The organism is Acidovorax sp. NB1, assembly GCF_005405905.1.
Classification (GTDB): Bacteria; Pseudomonadota; Gammaproteobacteria; order Burkholderiales; family Burkholderiaceae_C; genus Acidovorax.
Genome location: NZ_BJHU01000057.1, coordinates 210,459 through 229,480, shown reverse-complemented (window position 1 = coordinate 229,480; position 19,022 = coordinate 210,459). Strand labels below are relative to the sequence as shown.

The 19,022-nt window shown below is 70.5% G+C and carries 12 protein-coding genes; 6 read left to right on the top strand and 6 right to left on the bottom strand.

Translation table 11 applies throughout. From position 1 onward, the window contains the following. Nucleotides 1–10: 10 nt before the first annotated feature. The 5 genes from AvAM_RS23770 (at nt 11) to AvAM_RS23750 (ending at nt 7,677) form a co-directional block, all read left to right on the top strand. Entirely contained in the window at nt 11–496 is a 486-nt protein-coding gene (locus AvAM_RS23770; protein WP_137749371.1) for an Lrp/AsnC family transcriptional regulator, read from the top strand. A gap of 342 nt (nt 497–838) precedes the next feature. Beyond that, entirely contained in the window at nt 839–3,802 is a 2,964-nt protein-coding gene (locus tag AvAM_RS23765) for a DUF2339 domain-containing protein (RefSeq protein ID WP_137749370.1), read from the top strand. Further along, a complete protein-coding gene (locus tag AvAM_RS23760; RefSeq protein WP_137749369.1) occupies nt 3,799–5,298 on the top strand; it encodes a DUF3999 family protein in 1,500 nt (499 codons plus the stop codon). Before AvAM_RS23765 ends, AvAM_RS23760 begins: the two co-directional genes overlap by 4 nt. Nucleotides 5,299–5,379: 81 nt before the next feature. Beyond that, nucleotides 5,380–7,143, top strand: coding sequence for an MFS transporter (locus AvAM_RS23755; protein ID WP_137749368.1), 1,764 nt, complete (start codon nt 5,380–5,382; stop codon nt 7,141–7,143). A 102-nt stretch (nt 7,144–7,245) separates the two neighbouring features. Then, nucleotides 7,246–7,677: a hypothetical protein gene (locus AvAM_RS23750; RefSeq protein ID WP_249368352.1), complete on the top strand. Its 432-nt coding sequence runs from the start codon at nt 7,246–7,248 to the stop codon at nt 7,675–7,677. Between the two features lie 75 nt (nt 7,678–7,752). Here the strand turns inward: AvAM_RS23750 and AvAM_RS23745 are convergent, their stop codons facing one another. Next, on the bottom strand, nt 7,753–9,810 hold the full coding sequence (locus AvAM_RS23745) for a DUF3482 domain-containing protein (RefSeq protein WP_137749366.1): 2,058 nt from the start codon (nt 9,808–9,810) through the stop codon (nt 7,753–7,755). A 63-nt stretch (nt 9,811–9,873) separates the two neighbouring features. Further along, nucleotides 9,874–11,082, bottom strand: coding sequence for a murein transglycosylase A (locus AvAM_RS23740; RefSeq protein WP_375708169.1), 1,209 nt, complete (start codon nt 11,080–11,082; stop codon nt 9,874–9,876). Between AvAM_RS23740 and AvAM_RS26080 the strand changes: the two genes are divergently transcribed. Next, nucleotides 11,030–11,158, top strand: coding sequence for a hypothetical protein (locus AvAM_RS26080; protein WP_283202047.1), 129 nt, complete (start codon nt 11,030–11,032; stop codon nt 11,156–11,158). The genes AvAM_RS23740 and AvAM_RS26080 overlap by 53 nt on opposite strands. Nucleotides 11,159–11,244: 86 nt before the next feature. Here AvAM_RS26080 and AvAM_RS23735 read toward each other — a convergent pair whose 3' ends face one another. From AvAM_RS23735 to AvAM_RS23720, 4 genes are read right to left on the bottom strand one after another with little or no spacing between them, the layout of a single operon-like run. Continuing rightward, nucleotides 11,245–11,874 (bottom strand): response regulator transcription factor, encoded by a 630-nt coding sequence (locus tag AvAM_RS23735; protein ID WP_137749364.1) that lies wholly within the window; start codon nt 11,872–11,874, stop codon nt 11,245–11,247. Next, nucleotides 11,874–13,973 carry a nitrogen regulation protein NR(II) gene (locus AvAM_RS23730; protein ID WP_137749363.1) on the bottom strand — a complete coding sequence of 700 codons (2,100 nt, stop codon included), beginning with the start codon at nt 13,971–13,973 and terminating at the stop codon, nt 11,874–11,876. The genes AvAM_RS23735 and AvAM_RS23730 overlap by 1 nt, the downstream gene beginning before the upstream one ends. Beyond that, nucleotides 13,970–14,788, bottom strand: a complete 819-nt coding sequence (locus tag AvAM_RS23725) for a carbon-nitrogen hydrolase family protein (RefSeq protein ID WP_137749362.1) — start codon at nt 14,786–14,788, stop codon at nt 13,970–13,972. Before AvAM_RS23725 ends, AvAM_RS23730 begins: the two co-directional genes overlap by 4 nt. After that, complete coding sequence (locus AvAM_RS23720) at nt 14,785–18,933, bottom strand: YhdP family protein (RefSeq protein WP_137749361.1); 4,149 nt, start codon at nt 18,931–18,933, stop codon at nt 14,785–14,787. The genes AvAM_RS23725 and AvAM_RS23720 overlap by 4 nt, the downstream gene beginning before the upstream one ends. Nucleotides 18,934–19,022: the final 89 nt, after the last annotated feature.

Sequence of the window (19,022 nt, the reverse complement as noted above, 5' to 3'; positions counted from 1 at the left end):
TAGCCGCTTTGTGAACACTCTCGACAAATTCGATATCGCCATCCTCAACGAGCTGCAGGCTGACGCCCGCCTGACGAATGCCGAGCTGGCCCAGCGCGTGGGCCTGTCGGCCGCGCCCTGCTGGCGCCGCGTGCGGGCGCTGGAGGAGCAAGGCTTCATCAAGGGCTACCGCGCCGAGATCGACCGGCACAAGATCGGCCTGGGGGTGCTGGCCTTTGTGCGGCTCGATGCCGACCGCAGCACCGGCAACCTCACGCGCAAGATGGAGGAAGCCATTCGCCAGATCCCCGAGGTCGTGTCCTGCCACTACATCAGCGGCACCGGCACCTTCGAGCTGCAGGTGGTGGCGCGGGACCTGGACAGCTTCTCGCAGTTCGCGCGCGACGTGCTGCTCAACCTGCCCAACGTGAAGGACATGCACACCAGTTTCTCGCTGGGCGAGGTCAAGGCCAGCGGGGCACTGCCACTGGCGCACCTCGCACGGGTCAAAGGGTAGATGCTTTTTATTGATAGCTAGTGGCGCTTGATGGACGCGCGGAAGGGCCTGTTTTGGCATGTCATCCCGGCAGAACAGACCCCCTCCCCAAGGTGAGGGGCGCGATGTGGGCGGGCGCCCTGCAAGGTAACAAGGCGTTAGGGCGTGGTTCCTGCGCGGGGTGTGCTGTATAAGCCTGCGGAACCACAGCGGGGCTGCCAAGCCGCCGCACGCACCTTCTTCATTACCCGCCCGCTAGCTGGCGGCGCGAGCAGTTGCCGGTGGGTCTACCAATAGAACGGCTCCTCTCGCGCACAGGCCCAGGGCCTGCCGACCGGAGCCCACCAAGAGGGCGAGGGCGGCATGATCATCTGGGGCATTTTCTGGGGCGCGGTGCTGGGGTCGTGGTTTGGCGGCTACGGCGACTTCGGGCCGTTTGTGGGCGGCATCCTGGGCTTTTTCGCCGGGCTGTCGCTGCGCTGGGCGATCCGCTCCGCCATCCGCACCGAGCTGCAGGCGCAGGCCGCCAAAGTCGCAGCCCAGCCCACGCGGGCGCCGCAGGCAGCGGTTGCCGAAGACCGGCCTGTGGCGGCAGCGCCCCTGCCGCCAGGGCCCGCGCTACAGGCGCCCCCTCCACCGCCCACCCGCAGCGACGACCCCCGGGACGCGGACGACGCGTTCTGGACCGGCGAACTCACACCCCAAGGCCTGCCGCGCGTCCCGGCTTCCACCCCAGCCGCCGCACGTGCGGACGCGCCCATCCCGCCCGCCGCGCCCCGCAAGACGGCACAGCCCAACCCCATCGACCTGGCCGTGCTCGCCGCCAAAAACTGGCTCCTGGGCGGCAACACCATCGTGCGGGTGGGGCTGGTGATTCTGTTCATCGGCCTGTCCTTCCTCGCCCGCTACGCCGCCTCGGCCGGGCTGCTGCCGGTCGAGTTCCGCCTGGCGGCGGTTGCGGCGGTGGGCATTGCGTTGCTGGGGGTGGGGTTCCGCAAGCGCGCCGACAAACCCGGCTTTGCGCTGGCCCTGCAGGGCGGCGGCGTGGCGGTGATGTACCTCACCGTGTTTGCGGCCTTCCGGCTCTACGGGCTGTTGCCGCCGCTCTGGGCCTTCGGGCTGATGATCGCGGTCTGCGCGGCCAGCTGTGCGCTGGCGCTGCTGCAGGACTCGCGCGCGCTGGCGGTGGCGGCGTTTGCGGGCGGCTTTGCGGCGCCCATCTTGCTGTCCACCGGCCAGGGCAGCCACGTGGGCCTGTTCAGCTACTACACGCTGCTTAACCTGGCCATTCTTTTCATCGCCCACCAGCGCGCCTGGCGCGTGCTCAATGTGGTGGGCTTTGTCGCCACCTTTGGCGTGGCCTCGGCCTGGGGGGCGCTCAAATATGTGCCGGATCACTACGCCAGCACGCAGCCCTTCCTTGCGGTCTTTGTGCTCATCTACCTGTTCACCGCCATCCTGTATGCGCGCAACACGCCGACCAAGCTGGGCCACACGGTGGACACCATGCTGGTCTTTGGCACGCCACTCGTGGGCTTCGGCCTGCAGGCGGGGCTGGTGCAGCCCTTCGAGCTGGGTGCGGCTTTCTCGGCGCTGGCCTTTGCGGCGGTCTACCTGCTGACCGCGACCGTGCTGGTGCGCCGCGCGCACGCCAGCTGGCGCCTGCTCATTGAATGTTTCATCGCCATCGGCGTGGGTTTTGCCACGCTGGCCGTGCCGCTCGCGCTGGATGCGCAGTGGACCTCGGCGGTCTGGGCGCTGGAGGGCGCAGGCGCCTTCTGGGTCGGAATGCGCCAGGCGCGCTGGATGCCGCGTGCCTTTGGCCTGGTGCTGCAGGGCGTGGCGATGCTGGTTTTCATGTCCGGTGTGGACGGCGGCGGCCTGCAGGTCTCGTCCCTGCCACTGGCCAACCCGGCCTTCATCGGCGCCCTGCTGATTGCGCTGCCCGCGCTGCTGCTGGCCTGGTGGCTGCGCCAGCCGCTGCCACACAGTGGCTCATCCTGGGCGCGGGGCTATGCAGGCGTGGAGGCGCAGCTGTCCAGCCCGGCCTACCTCTACGGTTTTGTGTTCTGGTGCCTGGCCTGGTGGCTGGAGATCACGCGCAGCGTGCCCGCCACCGAGGCGAACCAGTGGCCGGTGCCGGTGTTCTCGGGCCGCGTTGCCGAGCTGCTGGGCATGCTGGCCGTGGTGGTCAGCGCCGCCCTGTCGATGGTGCTGGGCCTGCGCACGCGCTGGGCCGTGGCCACCTGGCCCGCGCGCGGCACCATCGCCGTGCTGGCGCTGGGTTTTGTCGCGCAGGTGGTGGATGGCCACCGCGTGCTGACCACGCCCGCCTGGGCCGTGTGGCCCGTCGTGCTGGCGCTGCATGGGTGGATGCTGTTGCAGACCGACCGCTTGCAGGCGGCGGGCGCGGAGGGCTTGCCCTCCCATGGCGCCTCGCGCTTCGGCTGGTTCCACGCCGCCACCGCCTGGCTGGTGACCTTGCTGCTGGCCGACTGCCTGTGGTCCGGCATCGCCAAGGGCGAGCTGTGGCGCACTTCGTGGGCCGGTGTGGTCCTGCTGGTCAGCGCCATTGCGGTGCTGATGCTGCTGGCGCTCTGGGCGGGGCGTGGCCACCAGCCCGCTGCGCGCGCGGCGCTGCGCTGGCCACTCAACCCCCATGCCGAGGCGTACTACGGTCTGGCCGCCCTGCCGCTGGCGGTGCTGGTGTTTGGGGGCGCACTGCTGGCTGCCGTGCACTCGTCGGGCCACACCGCGCCGCTGCCCTACATCCCGCTGCTCAACCCCACCGACCTCACGCTGGCGCTGGCGCTGGGCAGCCTGGTGTTCTGGCGGCGGGTGCTGCTGTCTGCGGCGCCGCCCCCGGTGGGCACGGGCTGGGCCACGGGGCGCCACGCGCTGGTGGCCCTGGCGCTGCTGGCGTTCATCGTGATCAACACCGTGTGGCTGCGCGTGGCCCACCACTTCTTCGGCGTGCGCTGGGATGCTTCGGCGCTGTTCAACAGCTTTGTGGTGCAGACCGGCTACGCCATCCTGTGGACGCTGCTGGCGCTCAGCCTGATGGTGCTGGCGCACCGCCGCACGCAGCGGCCGCTGTGGCTGGTGGGCGCGGGCCTGCTGGGCGTGGTGGTGGTCAAGCTGCTGCTGATCGATCTGTCCAACGCGGGTGGGGCCGAGCGCATCATTGCCTTCATCGCCGTGGGTGTGCTGATGCTGGTGGTGGGCTACTTTGCGCCTCTACCTCCGAAGTCGCCACCCAAGTCGGCCGCCCCAGCGGAGCCTGCTGCGCCACCGCTGGCGCCATCGCAACCAGAAACACTGCAATGAAGAAGTCTGTCGCCCTGAACCTGCCCCTGGTGCTGGCCACGGCCGCCTTGTCCCTGTGCGCCGGTGTGGCCCAGGCGACGACCGATGCCAGCAGCCCTGCGGCCTACGCCATCCGCATCCCCGTGGCGCTCGCGGCCGATGCGCCGCTGCAGCGCGTCGCCCTGCCCGCCGAGGTGCTGGTGCGCCTGCAAAGCCCGGGCTATGCCGACCTGCGCCTCTTCAACGGCGCGGGCCAGCCCGTGCCCATGGCCCTGGCGGGTGCGGCGGCGGCCCCTGCGCCAGAGGCATCGGTGGTGCTGCCTGCCTACCCCATCCTGGGCTCGGCCACTATGGCGACTACGGCGGGATCGGCCCCACTCGAAGGCCTGTCGCTGCGCATCGAAGAGCGCCAGGGCCAGCGGGTGGTGCAGATCGACACGCCCAGCACGGCGGGTGCCCAGGCCGCCCAGGTCGTCCGGGGTGCGTTGCTGGATGCGCGCGGCTTGCAGCAGCCCGTGGCCCGCATGGCCCTGGATGCGGACCTGCCCGCCGGGCAGCCGGTCACCTTCCAGGTGCAGGCCAGCCAAGACCTGAAAACCTGGCGGCCACTGGCCGAAACGGTGCTCTACCGCGCCGATGCCGCCACCACCCCCGCCGCGCCGGGCCGCCTGGGCGCCGAGCAGATCGACCTGCACCGCACCAGCCTCCAGGGCCACTACCTGCGCGTGACCTGGGGCGACGCCGCCGTGACCCTGCGCGGCGCCACGCTGGTCACCACGCACAGCGCAGTGGCGCGCGAACGCGTCAGCGCCCGCCTGGCCATGCCCCCGCTGACCCAATTCCAAGCCCAACCCCGCGAGCTGGTGCTGGCCCTGCCGTTTGCCACGCCGGTGGCCGCGCTCGCCATCACGCCGCCCGGCAGCAATGTTCTGATCCCGGTGCGTGTGCTGGGCCGCAACCACCGCGAACAGCCCTGGTCGCCGCTGGCCAGCGCCGTGGTCTACAAGATGGTGTTGGGCGGAAAGGAACAGGCCAGCGGCCCCATCGAGCTGGGCGGCGCCTCGGTGCGCGAGGTCAAGATCGAGGCCGACCCCAAGACCCCCGGCTTTGCGGCCGCGCCCGAGGTGGCGCTGCAGTTCGAGCCCGTGCAACTGGTCTTCCTGGCCAGCGGGCAGGGGCCCTTCACCCTGGCGGCCGGGTTGACCGGCGCCACAGGGGCAGCCAGCGCCTTCTTGCCCCTGGCGAGCCTGGTGCCGGGCTACCAGCCCCAGCAAGAAAACAGCCTGCCCCTGGCGCAGGTCGATGTGGCGCGGGCCGACATCACCGGCGGCCCGCCTGCGGGCGGCGCGCTGGTGCCTGCAGCCGCCGTGAGCAGCGGCGTCTCCTTGCGCAGTGCCGTGCTGTGGGGTGTGCTGGTGGCAGGCGTCGCCGCGCTGGCGCTCATGGCCTGGTTGCTGCTGCGGCAGACCCAACAGGCGGACAAGCAGGCAGCGGCTGCGCCGACCGATGCGGCGTGACGAAGCGCAGGGACACGCCTGCAGTCGGCTATTGGGCGTTGAACCACCACGGCTGCGCCAACCGTCGCACAATGTGCAGACATGCCCCCTCTGCCGTCCCACGAAAGCCCGCGCAGCGTTGCGCCCCCGCCCTCCCCTGACCCGCAGGCTCTGAACCCGGGCGCCCCGCCGCAGGACGACGCAGCCGCAGACCGCGCCGCGCGCGCAGCAGATCTGGCCCATGGCACGGAGGAATCCGTCGCCGCGCAGCTCGGCGCTGGGGCTGCGGCGCTGAACCAGGCCGCCTCGCTCTCACCGCTGGCCCCGCTGTCCGTCCCCGTGTTCCGCATGCTCTGGCTCACCTGGGTGGCGGCCAACACCTGCATGTGGATGAACGACGTGGCGGCCGCCTGGCTCATGACCACGCTCACCACCTCGCCCGTGCTGGTGGCGCTGGTGCAGACCGCCTCCACGCTGCCCGTCTTCTTGCTGGGCCTGCCCAGCGGCGCGCTGGCCGACATCCTGGACCGGCGGCGTTACTTCATCGCCACGCAGTTCTGGGTGGCGGCCGTGGCGCTGGTGTTGTGTGTGGCCATCCTGGCCGGGGGCATGACGGCGCCGCTGCTGCTGGCGCTCACCTTTGCCAACGGCATTGGCCTGGCCATGCGCTGGCCGGTGTTCGCAGCCATCGTGCCCGAGCTGGTCAGCCGCCCGCAACTGCCTGCCGCGCTGGCGCTCAACGGCGTGGCCATGAACGCCTCGCGCATCATTGGCCCGCTGCTGGCGGGCGCCATCATCGCGAGTGCGGGCAGCGCCTGGGTGTTTGTGCTCAACGCGGTGCTGTCCATCGTTTCCGGCTTCACCATCATGCGCTGGAAGCGGGTGCACACGCCCAGCCCGCTGGGCCGCGAAAAGCTGACCAGCGCCATGCGCGTGGGCTTGCAGTTTGTGCGCCAGTCGCCGCGCATGCGGGCTGTGCTGTGGCGCATCTCCGTCTTCTTCCTGCACGCCACCGCGCTGCTGGCCCTGCTGCCGCTGCTGGCCAAGGGGCTCGAAGGCGGCGGCGCGGGCACCTTTACGCTGCTGCTGGCCAGCATGGGCGCGGGCGCCATCACGGCGGCCATGTTTTTGCCGCGCCTGCGCCAGGCCATGGCGCGCGATGTGCTGGTGATACGCGGCACGGCGCTGCAGGCCGCCGCCACGGGCGTGATGGCCGTGGCGCCCAACGTGTATGTGGCCGTGCCCGCGATGTTCGTGGCGGGCATGGCGTGGATCACCACCGCCAATTCGCTCAGCGTGTCGGCCCAGCTTGCCCTGCCCAACTGGGTGCGCGCGCGTGGCATGTCGATTTACCAGATGTCCATCATGGGCGCCACCGCGCTGGGCGCCGCCGTGTGGGGCCAGGTGGCCACGGTCACCGATGTGCATGTGAGCCTGGGCATTGCCGCCGCCACCGGCGTGGTGGCCATGCTGCTGGTGCAGCGTCTGGTGGCCGACCGCAGCATGGAAGAAGACCTCAGCCCTTCGCGCGCCTTCAAGGCCCCGGTGGCCGAAGTGCCGCCCGGCGCGGGGCATGTGGTGGTCACCATCGAATACTTCATCGACCCCGCCCGTGCCACCGAATTCCGCGCCGTGATGCAGGAAAGCCGCCGCAGCCGCCTGCGCCAGGGCGCATTGGGCTGGCAGCTGCTGCACGACATCGCCCAGCCCGCGCGTTACGTGGAGCGCATCGAGGACGAGTCGTGGACGGAGCACCTGCGGCGCTTCGACCGCGTGACCGCCTCGGACGTGGCGCTGCGCGACCGCAAGCTGGCCTTCCATGTGGGCGATGCGCCACCCCGGGTGACGCGGTGGTCGGTGGAGTAGGCGCCTGCGTGTGGGGTGCCTCCCGGCTTCGCCTACCATGGCGGCCTTCCCAGCCTGACCGCGTGCCCCTGGCGGGGCCGTCCATTCCGCATGCCGAGCTATTTGCGTTCTGCCCTCTGGGCCCTGGCCCTTGGGGCCCCTGCCATCCACGCCGCCGCGCCCGACCCCGCCCTGCTCGGCTGCTGGCGCGCTACCAAGATCGTGCTGCACACGCCCGCCGGTGAGAAGGCCGAAGACAGCTCGGGCCGCTGCACGCTGCAGTTCAAGGACGACCAGTTCGACTCCGTCTGCAAGACCTCCAGTGGCGTGTCCACCACCACCTACCGCTACCAGGTGGTGCGGCCGCAGGTGTATGCGGCCACCATGGCCAGCAGCAGCTTTCGCACCGAGATGGTGGGTTCGACCCGCGAGTACGAATACCGCATCGACGGCGACCGGCTGCGCACCGTGACCGTGCCCCCGGCCATGGCGTTTGCGGCGGCGGCTGCGGCCCCCCGCGTGGAGACCGAGGCGGCCCGGGTGGCCTGCCCCTGAGGGCAGTGATTCACTCCTGTTTTGATAGCTATCAGGGTAATACCATCAGGCGGTAGAGGCCAAAAAAGGCGATATTCAACCTGCCGATGAGCCTGTCGGTGAGCCTGCTGGGGCCGCGCCGCTCCCCTCGGCCACACAGCTGCGCTGCAGGATACCCATCAGCTCCGTGCGCAGCAGCGGCACCAGGGCCTGTGCATCGGCGCCGTCTTCCAGCGCGGCGGTCAGTGCGGTGCCGTGGGCGGCCACCGTGCCGGTGACCTCGGCGCGCCAGCGCGCAGCCCAGGGGTGGGCATCGTCCGGTGGCATGCGCTGCTGGTGGGCGATGGCGAGGTAGTGGCTGCAGGCCGCTTCGGCGGCGTGTTGCAGCAGGTCCTGCCGCCCTGCGTCCTTCTTTTGCAGCGATCGCACCACCCAGGCCGCGGTGCCGCCCAGCAGCGCGCCCAGGGCCGTGCCTGCGCCCAGGGTCAGGCCGCCCGTGCCCAGGTCGATCAGCGCGCCCGCCTTGGCCCCGGCGGCAGCGCCCGCAGCGGCCCCGGCCGAGGTGCCCAGGGCCAGGGCCGCTCCATCGAGGCGGCGTGGTGCGGTGGGCGGCGGGGCCAGGTGTGCCGCTGGTAGCGGGTGGGGGGCTGGCGTGGCGGGCTCGCCATGCAGGGCGCGCAGCGTGGCGTCCAGCGCGTGCACCTGCTCGGCATAGCGTGCGGCGGCATCGTCTGGCGGCAGGCGGGTGAGTGCGGCACAGGCGCGCAGGTGCTGCGCCAGCGCCAGCAGGGCCTGGCCAAAACGCTGCTCGTTGCGCTCCACCCAGGCGGCACACAGGCGGGCGAGGGCATGGTGGTGGGCGGGCAGGGCTGCGCTGAGCCGGTCAAACAGCGTGGGCTCCAGCACCCAGCTGGCGCCAAAGTCTTCCCAGCGCAGCACCACGCGGGGGGCGGCCTGCCAGGCGAGCGGGAGCGGGTCGGGGGTCCAGACCAGCACGGCATCCACGGGGGCGCTGGCATCGGCCACCCACTGCAGCCGGTCGCCCTGTGGGGTCTGCAGGCTGGCGCCCAGCAGCACCTGGGCTTGGGCTTGCGGGCCGTGCAGGCCGATCACCAGGTCGCCCGGCAGGCTGGCGCGCAGTGTGTCAAAGGCGGCGCCTTGTGGATCGATGTGGCCCTGCCACCGGTGTTCGCGCCAGCGTGCCCAGGCGGCCAGGGCCAGGCGCGGCAGCACCACGGCCAGCAGCAGCAAGCCCACGTACATCCCCACCCAGCGGCTGCCTGCGGCGCCGCCCCCACCTGCCATGCCCGCCACGCCGCTTTCGCCCGCAAAGTTCTGCGTGGCCGCGATCTCCTGCAGCGTGAAGGGCGCGAGGCCCAGCAGCAGGGTCAGCGGTGCAAACAGCACCGAGACAATAGCGTGCACCTGCGTGGCATCGAGAAAGGTGCTCTCCCAGCCAAACTGGTAGCGCACCACCAACCCGCGCAACAGCAGCGACAGCGCAATGCCCGCGCCCCAGGCAGCGGCGCACAGGTGCAGCACCCGCGCGGCGCGCTGTTGCAGCAGGTCGGCCGCATGGGCCCACCAGCGCTGGTGAAAGTCGGCCGCAATGCGCGCGGCCAGCCCGCGTCCCCGCTCGGCACGGCCAAAGGGGTTGCCCAGGGGGCGCAGCGCCTGCTGCAGCCATGCGCTGGGCTGCGAGGGCGGGCGCCATGCGCGCCAGGCGATCAGCAGGTAGACGGTGAGGTTCCAGGCCAGCACGGTGAGCAGCGGGGGTGAGAGCAGGTCCACCCGGTGCGCGTTGCTGATGCGGTCAATGGCCAGGCCCAGCAACAGCGCGGCCAGCGGCAGGCCACGCGCCACCCAGGGCCCCAGCCCGCCTGCGCCGGGCTGCTGGGTGTGTGGAGCGTGTAGGGCGTGCAGCGCAGCCACGGTGCTGTCGCGGCCGCTGGCGTGGTCGGCGATGGTGGTGGCGCGCTCCAGCATCACCTCGGCCACCCCCACGCGGGGCAGCCCGCGCGCCCGGGCTGCGGCCACGGCGCTGCGCGTGGCTTCCTGCAGCTCCACCGGGCTGACCAGGGTGTGCCGGGTGTCGGCCTGCTCGATGGCCTGGGCCAGCAGCAAGGTGCGCAGCTGGGGCTCGGTCACGCGCATGAACGCTCCTGATTTAATAGCTATCAGCGCTTGATGGTTGCGCGCAGAGGGGCATTTTGGGCACTACTTTGGCCACAGCGCCCACAGCCGCAGGTTCTGCTTGAGGCGCCCGGCAATGTCGCCCGCCTCGGGGCCCCAGCCGGTGAAGTAGTCGGCGCGCACCGCGCCCAGGATGGCGCTGCCCGTGTCCTGCGCCAGCACCATGCGGCTCAGTTGCACCTGCGGGCCGCTGGAGGCCAGCCACACGGGCGTGCCGTAGGGGATGCTCTGGCGGTCTACCGCGATGGAGCGGCCGGGCGTGAGCGGCACGCCCTGTGCGCCCTTGGGGCCAAAGCCCGCGTCCATGCCCACCAGGGGTTCTTCCTTGAAGAACACGTAGCGCGGGTTGGTCCACATCAGCTCGTTGGTGCGCTGGGGGTTGGCCGCCAGCCAGGCGCGGATGCCGGGCCAGGTGGCGTCGCGGGTGTAGCCCTGGTCCAGCAGCCAGCGGCCGATGCTCTGGTAGGGCTGGTCGTTGGTGCCCGCGTAGGCCACGCGCACGGTGGTGACGCTGCCGTCGGCCTCGGCAATGCGCAGCCGGCCCGAGCCCTGGATGTGCAGCACCATCGATTCGACCGGGTCGCGCAGCCAGGCGATGGCGCGGCCCGCGAGTGCGGCCTGGGCCTCGGGCAGGGTCTCGATCTGCTGGCGCGTGTACCAGGGCTTGCGTGCGCCAAAGCCTGCAGGCAGGCGGTAGACGGGCACGGTGAAGCCGTTGCCGGGCTGGCGCGCGGCGTCCATCATGGGTTCGTAGTAGGCGGTGAGCAGGCCCTCGGAATTGCCGTCGGTGGCCTCGACGCGGTAGGGCTGCAGGCGGGCGACGAGCCAGGCGCGCTGCTCGTCGGCGGTGGCAATGCTCAGCTGGCGCACGTCGCTGCACAGCGCGGTGAAGGGGGGCACGGGCCGCTCGCAGCTCTTGATCCAGGCGTTCCAGGCTTCGTGCAGTGCGTCATCGCCAAAACCCGGCAGCTCGGCCCAGCGCACGGGGACCCAGCGGCTTTTGGGCTGCGCCAGCGGCGGCGGCAGCGGGCCGGTGTCGCCGGGCAGCACCACGGTGCTGGCAGGCGGCGGGGGCGGGATGGCCCCGGGGCGGGAGGGGCTTGGGGCGGGCGGCGTGGAGCAGGCGGCCAGCGTTCCTACAATCAGCGCCGTCACAACAAGGCGCAGGGGGTTCAGGGTCATGGGGCTGATTTTGCTTGAAGCGCTGCTGGCGCTGGTGGTGCTGGTGGCCATCGTCTGGTGGACCATGTTTTCGGGCCGCAAGAAGGGCGAGCTGCCGAGCGACGACGCCAATCAGCCTCCCAAATAACTCATTTTTTGATAGCTTTAAAGCGCCACTGGATGCGCGGAGACGGCCTAAAAAGCTCTGAATCCGCAGTCCAGGACTGCTGACAGTCAGGCCGCTCCCCGCAGCAGGTTGGCCAGCTCCACGGCCGACTTCACCTGCATCTTGTCGAACACACGAGAGCGGTGCACTTCCACCGTGCGCACGCTGATGTCGAGCTGGTCGGCGATCAGCTTGTTGGGCAGGCCCGCCACCACCAGGTCCATCACATCGCGTTCGCGGTCGGTCAGCTCGGCCAGCCGCTCCTGCAGGCCGCTGCGTGCGCGCAGCTGGGTGAGGTGTTCGCTGGACTGGGCCAGGGCCTGTTCGATGCGATCCACCAGCGCGTTGTCGGAGAACGGCTTTTCGCAGAAGTCGAAGGCTCCGCGCTTGACGGTGTCCACCGCCGTGGGCACGTCGGCGTGGCCGGTGAGAAAAATCACCGGCATGGTGGCCAGGTCGCCGCGTGCGGCCAGCAGGTCGAACAGCGCCAGCCCGCTCATGCCGGGCATGCGCACGTCCAGCAGCAGGCAGCAGGGCTGGCGCTGGGCCGGGCGGCTTTGCAGCATGGCGTCAAAGGCCTCGGCGCTGTCGTAGGACTCGCTGGGCAGCCTGCGCGAGCGCAGCAGCCAGGCCAGGGCTTCGCGCACGCTGGCATCATCGTCCACGATGTACACGGTGGCGTTGGTGATGGGTTCCATCAGGGTCTTGAATCAGGTTGGGACGCAGGCAGCGTAAATGTGAACACCGTACCACGCGGCTCATGGGGCGCGAACCCGAGAAAACCACCGTGCTGCTCGATCACCGTGCGGCACATGCTCAGGCCCAGGCCCATGCCTTCGGGGCGGGTGGTGAAGAAGGGGGTGAAGAGCTTGGCGCCCACCTCGGGCGGGATGCCGGTGCCCTGGTCGGTCACCACAAATTCGATCCAGCCGCTGTGCTGGTTGGAGGCCGCGCGCCGCACCCGGATATCGAGCACGCGGGCGCGCACGGTGGGGTCGTCCATGGCCTGCATGGCATTGCGCGCCAGGTTCAGCAGCACCTGCTCGACCATGGTGCGGTCGCACAGCGTGGGGGGCAGGCCGGGCTCCACGGTGGTGTGCACGCGCACACCCAGCTTGCGCGCCTGCAGGCTCACCAGCGGCAGGATGGCGTCGAGCAGTTGCTGCGCGTAGACGGCCTCGCGCGCCTGGTCGCGGCGGCGCACGAAGTCGTGCACGCTCTTGATCACGCGGCCCGCACGTTCGGCCTGGCGCGCGATCTGGCGCATGGCCATGCGCACGTCGTCCAGCGCATCGGGGCCGGGCGGGGCTGCAGCGGTGCCGGCGGATGTGGTTGCGGATGCTGTGGCAAGCGCGGGTGTGGCTGGTTGCTCCAGCAGGTTCAGCGAACCGTTGGCATAGCTGGAGATGGCGGCTAGCGGCTGGTTCAGCTCGTGGCTGAGCAGCGAGGCCATCTCGCCCACCGTGGCCAGCCGGGCCGTGGCCTGCAGCCGCTCCTGCGAGGCGCGCGAGAGTTCTTCGACGCGGCGCTGCTCGCTGATGTCCAGGAAGGCGCTCATCCAGCCCGTGTGCTGCCCCTGGGCGTTGATGAGCGGCGCCTCGATGATGAGCACCGGGAAGCGCGTGCCGTCTTTGCGCATGAATTCAGACTCGAAGCCCTCGCGCGGTGGCATGGTGCCCGCAAAGCGGATGGCCTGGCGCTGCTGGTATTCCTCCACGCGCTCGGGCGGCCAGTACGGGGCCGACATGCTCAGGCCCAGCAGCTCCTGCGGGCTGAAGCCCACCATCTCGCAGAAGGCCGGGTTCACATAGGTGATGCGGCCCTCCAGGTCGCGTGCGCGCAGGCCGGTGACGAGCGAGTCCTCCATCGCCTTGCGAAAGGCCAGCGCGTCGGCCAGGTCGCGTTCGGCGCGCAGGCGGCGGCGGTTGTCGCGCACCAGCACCACCATCACCGTGACCAGCGCAATCGACATGGCCGTGACCAGCGCTGTGAGCACGTTGGGGAACACGCTGGGCGCGGTGTGCCAGCCATCCATGCGCAGCACCAGGGTGGCGCCGGGCAGGTCCAGCAGGTGCTGGGCGGTGAACATGCGCGAGCCCCGGCGGGCCGCGCCCATCACGGCCAGGCGGGTGCCGTCGGGTTCGGTGAACGATGCCTCCTGGCTGCGCGTGAGGTTGTGTGCCACCAGGTTCAGCAGGATGTCCTGCAGCCCGTAGGTGGCCACCAGGAACCCGGTGGTGCGCCCGCCTGCGGTCAGGGGCACACACAGTTCCATCATCTCGGAGCCCAGGCCGTCGCCGTGCGGCTGGAAGTAGCTGGTGGAATACGCCGGGCTGCCCAGGCGCCGGGCGTTGGTGCACGCAATGGTCAGGTCGGACTGGTTGCTGTCGCGCGCCCGCACATCCCAGGCCACGGGGCGGTAGGGCGACTGCACATGGGTGCGCAGCTTCAGGTGGGCGTCGCGCCATTCAATGCGCACCAGCTCGCGGCGGATACGCAGCAGCTCCGATGCCTCGACCTCCCAGGCCAACTGCCCCGGGGTGTCTGCGGGCAGGGCCTGCAGGCTTTGCAGGTTGTGCGTGAGGGCGGTGCGGATGTCGGACACCGCATCGGCCGCATCGCGCTCCAGCCGCGTCTGCACCTGGCTGGCTTCGTAGCGCCCCGCCAGCCACACCATGGTGGCCAGCATCGACACCACCAGCAGCACCAGCGCCGTCCACAGCGACCAGCGGCGCCAGGCACCACGCCAGCGCTGTAGCAGGGTGCGGGGGGGGCGCGGTGCGCGGGGCTCGGTCACGGCAGCACGCGGTGCGTCAGCGCGGGCAGCTGGGCGCGCACGGCGCGCAGCCGCTGGGCGTCGAGCACACCAGCCACGGTGCCGGGGCCTTGGTCCTGCTGCGCCAGCACGGTGCCCCAGGGGTCCACCAGCATGCTGTGGCCCCAGGTGTGACGCCCGTTCTCGTGCACGCCGCCCTGGGCGGGGGCTAGCACGTAGGCCAGGTTTTCGATGGCGCGGGCGCGCAGCAGCACCTCCCAATGCGCCTGCCCCGTGGTGTGGGTGAAGGCGCTGGGCACCAGCAGCAGGTCGGTCCCTGCGCGGGCATGGGCGCGGTACAGCTCGGGAAAGCGCAGGTCGTAGCACACCGACAGGCCCACGCGCCAGTGCTGGCCGTCGCGCGCCTGCAGGTCAAACTGCACCGGGGTGTTGCCCGCCTCGATCACACGGCCTTCGTCATAGACCTCGCGCCCGTTGTCGAAGTGGAACAGGTGGATCTTGTCGTAGCGCGCCACGCAGGCGCCACTGGGGTTGAAGACCAGCGTGGTGTTGCGCACGCGGTCGGGTGCCGTGGTCTGCAGGGGCAGGGTGCCGCCCACGATCCACATTTGCAGCGCACGTGCCGTGTCGGCCAGAAAGCGCTGGATCACCCCGTCGCCGTCGGCCTCGCGCAGCGCGAGCTTGTCGGTGTCCTTGTGGCCCATCACGCAGAAGTATTCGGGCAGCACAGCCAGCTCGGCGCCGCCCTGCGCGGCCTGCTCCAGCAGTACGCGGGCCGCGCGCAGGTTGTCGTCGCGCTGGGTGCCAGACACCATCTGGATGGCGGCTACTTTCATGAGGGCTCTCCGGTCTTGGGGGGGCTGCTGCGGGGCGCGGCGTCGGTGGCGGGGCTGGCATCGCGCGCGCGGCGTGGCACACGCACCACGCGGGGGTCTGCCCAGGTGCCGTCCACGCGGAACTCCTGCGTGGCGGCTTCGATGAGCGGGCCGCGCAGGAACACCTGGGCCAGGAAGCTGCCCAGCCCGATCACGGGGTTGATGGCCGTGGCCACCAGGGAGGCCGTCATGGCATTGATCTCGGGCACCACCACCACGCGCAGGTCCTGGGTTTCCTGGTCGATGTTGGCGTGGCCTTCCATCAGCACGGCGGCGTTCACGCCCTTCATCTGCAGGTTGTTGGTGGTGGCCACGCCTTGCTCGATGCGCAGGTCGCCGCGCACGAAGTCGAACGCAAAACCTTCGCTGAACACGTCGCGGAAGTCGAGCGTGAGCCGGCGCGGCAGCGACTGCAGGCTGAGCACGCCCAGCAGCTTGGCCAGGCCCGGGTCGGCCTTGAGGAACTGGCCGGACTCGATGTTGAGGTTGATCTGGCCGGTCATGCTGCGGTAGTCGGGGCTGAACGGTGCGCCGATCCAGGCCACCTGCCCTTCCATGCGGCCCTTGCCGCGCCGCACCACGTTGGCCATGCCCATGCGGCCCAGCAGGTCGCCCGAGTCACGGATGTCGAGCTTGAAATTGAGCACCGTGCGCCGCTCGGCCGCACGTGGTGTGGTACCTGCGGCATTGAGCACGGCCCAGTTGCCATTGGCTGTGAGGCTGGCTTCGGGCGCGGTGATGTTGAACTTGGCGAGGCGCCATTCGCGCTGAGCCCCTTCGCCGCCCCGGTTCTGGGCTTCCATCTCGACCCGGCCCAGCCGTTTGCCGCGCAGCTCGAAGTCGTCCACCACGATGTCGAGTGCAGGCAGTGTGCCGGGCTGCTCGTCCAGCAGGGATTCCACCTGCGTGACCTCGCTCTGTGGCATGTTCACGCGCGACAGGCGGGCGAACAGGCGGCCACTGCTGTTGTCGGGTGCGCCGGGCTGGCGGTATTCCAGGTAGCCATTGAGTTCGGTCGCGTCGAGGTTGGCGCGCCAGGTGGTGCCGTCGCGCAGCGCGCCCGCCACCACGTTGTGCAGGGTGCGGCCCTGCAGTGTCAGCTCGCGCGCGCGCAGCGCCAGGGTGGTGGGCAGATAGTCCTGCGCCACGGCGGGGCCGGTGGGGGTTGCGGCCGGGGCCGTGCGGGCTGCGGGCTCGGCCGTGGTGGCCTGGGTCAGCACATCCTCCCAGGCGTCCACGTCCACCTTGCCCTGGCTGATGTTGGCCGCCACACCTTGCACCGGCAGCGGGGCAGATTCCCCCCCGCTCAGCCCCAGGCCAATGGCGCCGCGCAGCACACGGGGCTGGGGCCCGCTCAGGTCGCGCAGGTAGGTGGCGGAACCCAGGGCGCCCAGGTCGAGGGTGATCTGGTCGCGCAGCGGCGGCGCCCCGTTGCCATTGCCGTTGGCAGCCAGGCCGGTGAGGGATTCGCGCGCCACCTGGCTCTCAAAGCGCAGGGGCAGGCTGCTGTCGGCAGGTTTGCCCAGCGGCGGCGGCAGTGCCAGCGCCAGGCCTTGCAGGGTGGTGCTTACCTGCAGCTCGGGCACACCCCGGCGGAACGCCAGGGCCAGGGTGTAGGGCGTGCTGCCGGTGGCGCGGCGGGCCAGTTGCGCCAGCATGCCCAGCTGCGGCGTCTGCTGCAGGCCCTCGGCGGTGGCCATGCCCTGGGCGCGCAACTGCACGGCCGATTCGGTGGCGGGCGCGTTGGGTGCCAGCGCCCGCATGCCGCCTTCAAGCCGCACATTGCCGCCCAGCGCCAGGGCCTGCACATTGGTCAGCGAGAACCCGGTTTCGCTGAACTGCACGGCGCCCCGCACCCGGCTCAGTGCGGGCGTGTCGGGGGTGATGCGCAGCTCGTTGCCCGCCAGCGTGACACTGCCTTGTACCTTGGACTTGTGGATGTCGCTGATGGGCAGACTCAGGCGCAGCTGGAAGTCGGCATTGCCCGTGCCACTGGCCTGGCCGAGGGCGTTGCCCGTCATGCCCCCCAGGGGCGAGGTGGTCATGAGCGTGAGCAGCTCGGCCAGCGGGCCGCGTGCGTCGGCATTCACCCCCACCACGGTATGCGCCAGGTCGGGGATCTTGGCGTCCACCTTGGACAGCCGCAGGCCCTTGCTGCCCGCAAAACCGCCGCTGGCGCCACGCACCATCATCGACGACCGCTCGAAGATCAGTTCGCCGCCCAGCTCCGTGAGCGCGGGCCAAGGCAGGGTGCCCGCAGGCTGCAGCGAGGGCGGCACATAGGCATAGGTCACATCCTTGACCCGCGCAGCGATGCGAAATTCGCCCAGCTTGGGGTCGTTGAACGGCAGGTCGTGCAGATCGCCCTTCACGCGGAACTGCACATTGCTGGCGGTGCCCGCCACGACGGCATCGCGCACATAGTGGCGCGACTCGGCGGGGATGGACAGGGGCAGGTAGCGGTGCACGCGCGTGCCGTCGGCGCGGTTCAGCGTGCCGGTGAGGTCAAGCACGCCCGGAAAGCGCGATTTGTGCGGCGCCTTGGCGGCATCGCTGGTGTGCCAGGTGGCGCGCGCCTCACCCTGGGCGTCGGCGTTGGCAAACTGCATATCGTTGGCCTGCACGGCAATGCGGCTGCCTTCGATTTGCCAGCGCAGGTCGGCGCTGAGCCGGTCCAGCGGCAACACGGGGTCTTCAAACACACCGGGCAACACCAGCGCCCCGGAGGCCATCGTGAGTGCCGCCTTGCCACCGGCCTGGGTCATGTCGATGTCCACCGTGGCGCCGCGCAAGCCCAGGTGGGTGGGGGCGGCATCCGTGGGGGCCCCGGCCAGCGCCAGGCCTCGGATGCGGCCCTTGACCTGGTACTGCTGCAGGCTGTCCAGCGGGCCTTTCCAGGTGGCCTGGATCTCATCGACCAGGCCCTGGGGTGCATAGGTGTGCACGGCATCGTGGGCCGTGGGCCCCAGGGGCAGGCGGCTGGCGATCTGCGCCAGCGCGGCCAGGTCCAGGCGGTCGGCGCGGAACTCGCCCTGCTCCGGGGCTTTGCCCGTAGCAGCGGTGTGGATAAGCCGCAGGTTTCCGCCGGGCCAGGTCAGGCCGTCATCGGTCTGGAACTGCAGACCCTGGGTGGAGAACTCGAACCCGCCGCTCAGCCGCCGCCCGCCCAGGCGCCCCTGGATGGAGGGCAACACCAGCGCCTGCAGGTCGGGGCTGAGGGTGGTGTTCACATCGGCCAGCGCCAAGTCGGCCGTGCCGCCCACCAGCTGCCCGCTGCGCACATCGGCCCAGGCGCGCAGCGCCCCACGGCCCTGCGCCACCGCAATGCCCACATCGGCATGGTGGCGCAGCTGCGAGACATCGACGCGCGTGAAATCGGCAAATACCTGGCCGTTCCAGTGTTTCCAGTTGCCATCGCGGGCGCGCAGCAGCGGTGCGCGGAACAGGCCCACCACCGTAAAGCGGTCGCCCCAGGCCGGTGGCGGGGTGGCATCCAGGCGCATGTGGTGGTGCCAGTTGCCGTTGCGCAGCAGCAGGTTGACCTTCTCCAGGGCGAGTTCGGGGGCGCCGCGCTGCTCGTCGGTCCAGCGCACGGTACCGTCCTGGATGAACACCTCGCCCTGCGAAAAAAGCCAGTCGGCCGCGTCATTGTTGTCGCCCTGGTTCTGGGCAAACTCCAGGCCCGCCACGTAGATGCGGCCATCGGCGGCGCGGCGCACATCCAGCTCCGGCCCCTGCACATACAGCTGCTCGAACCCGCCGTTGAGCAGGGAGCGTGGCGACAGTGCCACCACCACCCGGGGCAGCTGCAGGGCCGCGCGGCCTGCCGCGTCCAGCAGCGCTACGTTCGACAGCTCGATCGACGGCACCAGCCCTTCGGTGCTGGCCGTGATGGCACCGATCTGGACGGGAACCCCCAGAGCCCGTGCGGCATGCGCTTCCAGCTGTGGGCGGAAGTCCCCGATTCGCGGCACAATCCAGCCATGAAGGGCCCCCCACGCGATGGCCAGCAGCAGCCAGAAGGCCAGCAGCAGACCCAGTGACCACCGCGCAAAACCTGCCACTATTTTGAGCAGGCGTGAGGGGTGCGTGGTGGGATCGATCATGGTGGGATTGAATGTGGCAGGAATTATGACCCGCGGGCCTCGCGTGGGTTCACTACAAACTCAGTACGCAGCTTCGGGCTTCCCGTGCC

Bases quoted from the DNA above. Each gene is read 5' to 3' on its own strand.
- AvAM_RS23765 (WP_137749370.1), top strand. From the start codon at position 839: ATGATCATCTGGGGCATTTTCTGGGGCGCGGTGCTGGGGTCGTGGTTT.
- AvAM_RS23760 (WP_137749369.1), top strand. From the start codon at position 3,799: ATGAAGAAGTCTGTCGCCCTGAACCTGCCCCTGGTGCTGGCCACGGCC.
- AvAM_RS23755 (WP_137749368.1), top strand. From the start codon at position 5,380: ATGCCCCCTCTGCCGTCCCACGAAAGCCCGCGCAGCGTTGCGCCCCCG.
- AvAM_RS23745 (WP_137749366.1), bottom strand. From the start codon at position 9,810: ATGCGCGTGACCGAGCCCCAGCTGCGCACCTTGCTGCTGGCCCAGGCC.
- AvAM_RS26080 (WP_283202047.1), top strand. From the start codon at position 11,030: ATGGGGCTGATTTTGCTTGAAGCGCTGCTGGCGCTGGTGGTGCTGGTG.
- AvAM_RS23740 (WP_375708169.1), bottom strand. From the start codon at position 11,082: ATGGCCACCAGCACCACCAGCGCCAGCAGCGCTTCAAGCAAAATCAGC.
- AvAM_RS23735 (WP_137749364.1), bottom strand. From the start codon at position 11,874: ATGGAACCCATCACCAACGCCACCGTGTACATCGTGGACGATGATGCC.
- AvAM_RS23725 (WP_137749362.1), bottom strand. From the start codon at position 14,788: ATGAAAGTAGCCGCCATCCAGATGGTGTCTGGCACCCAGCGCGACGAC.
- AvAM_RS23720 (WP_137749361.1), bottom strand. From the start codon at position 18,933: ATGATCGATCCCACCACGCACCCCTCACGCCTGCTCAAAATAGTGGCA.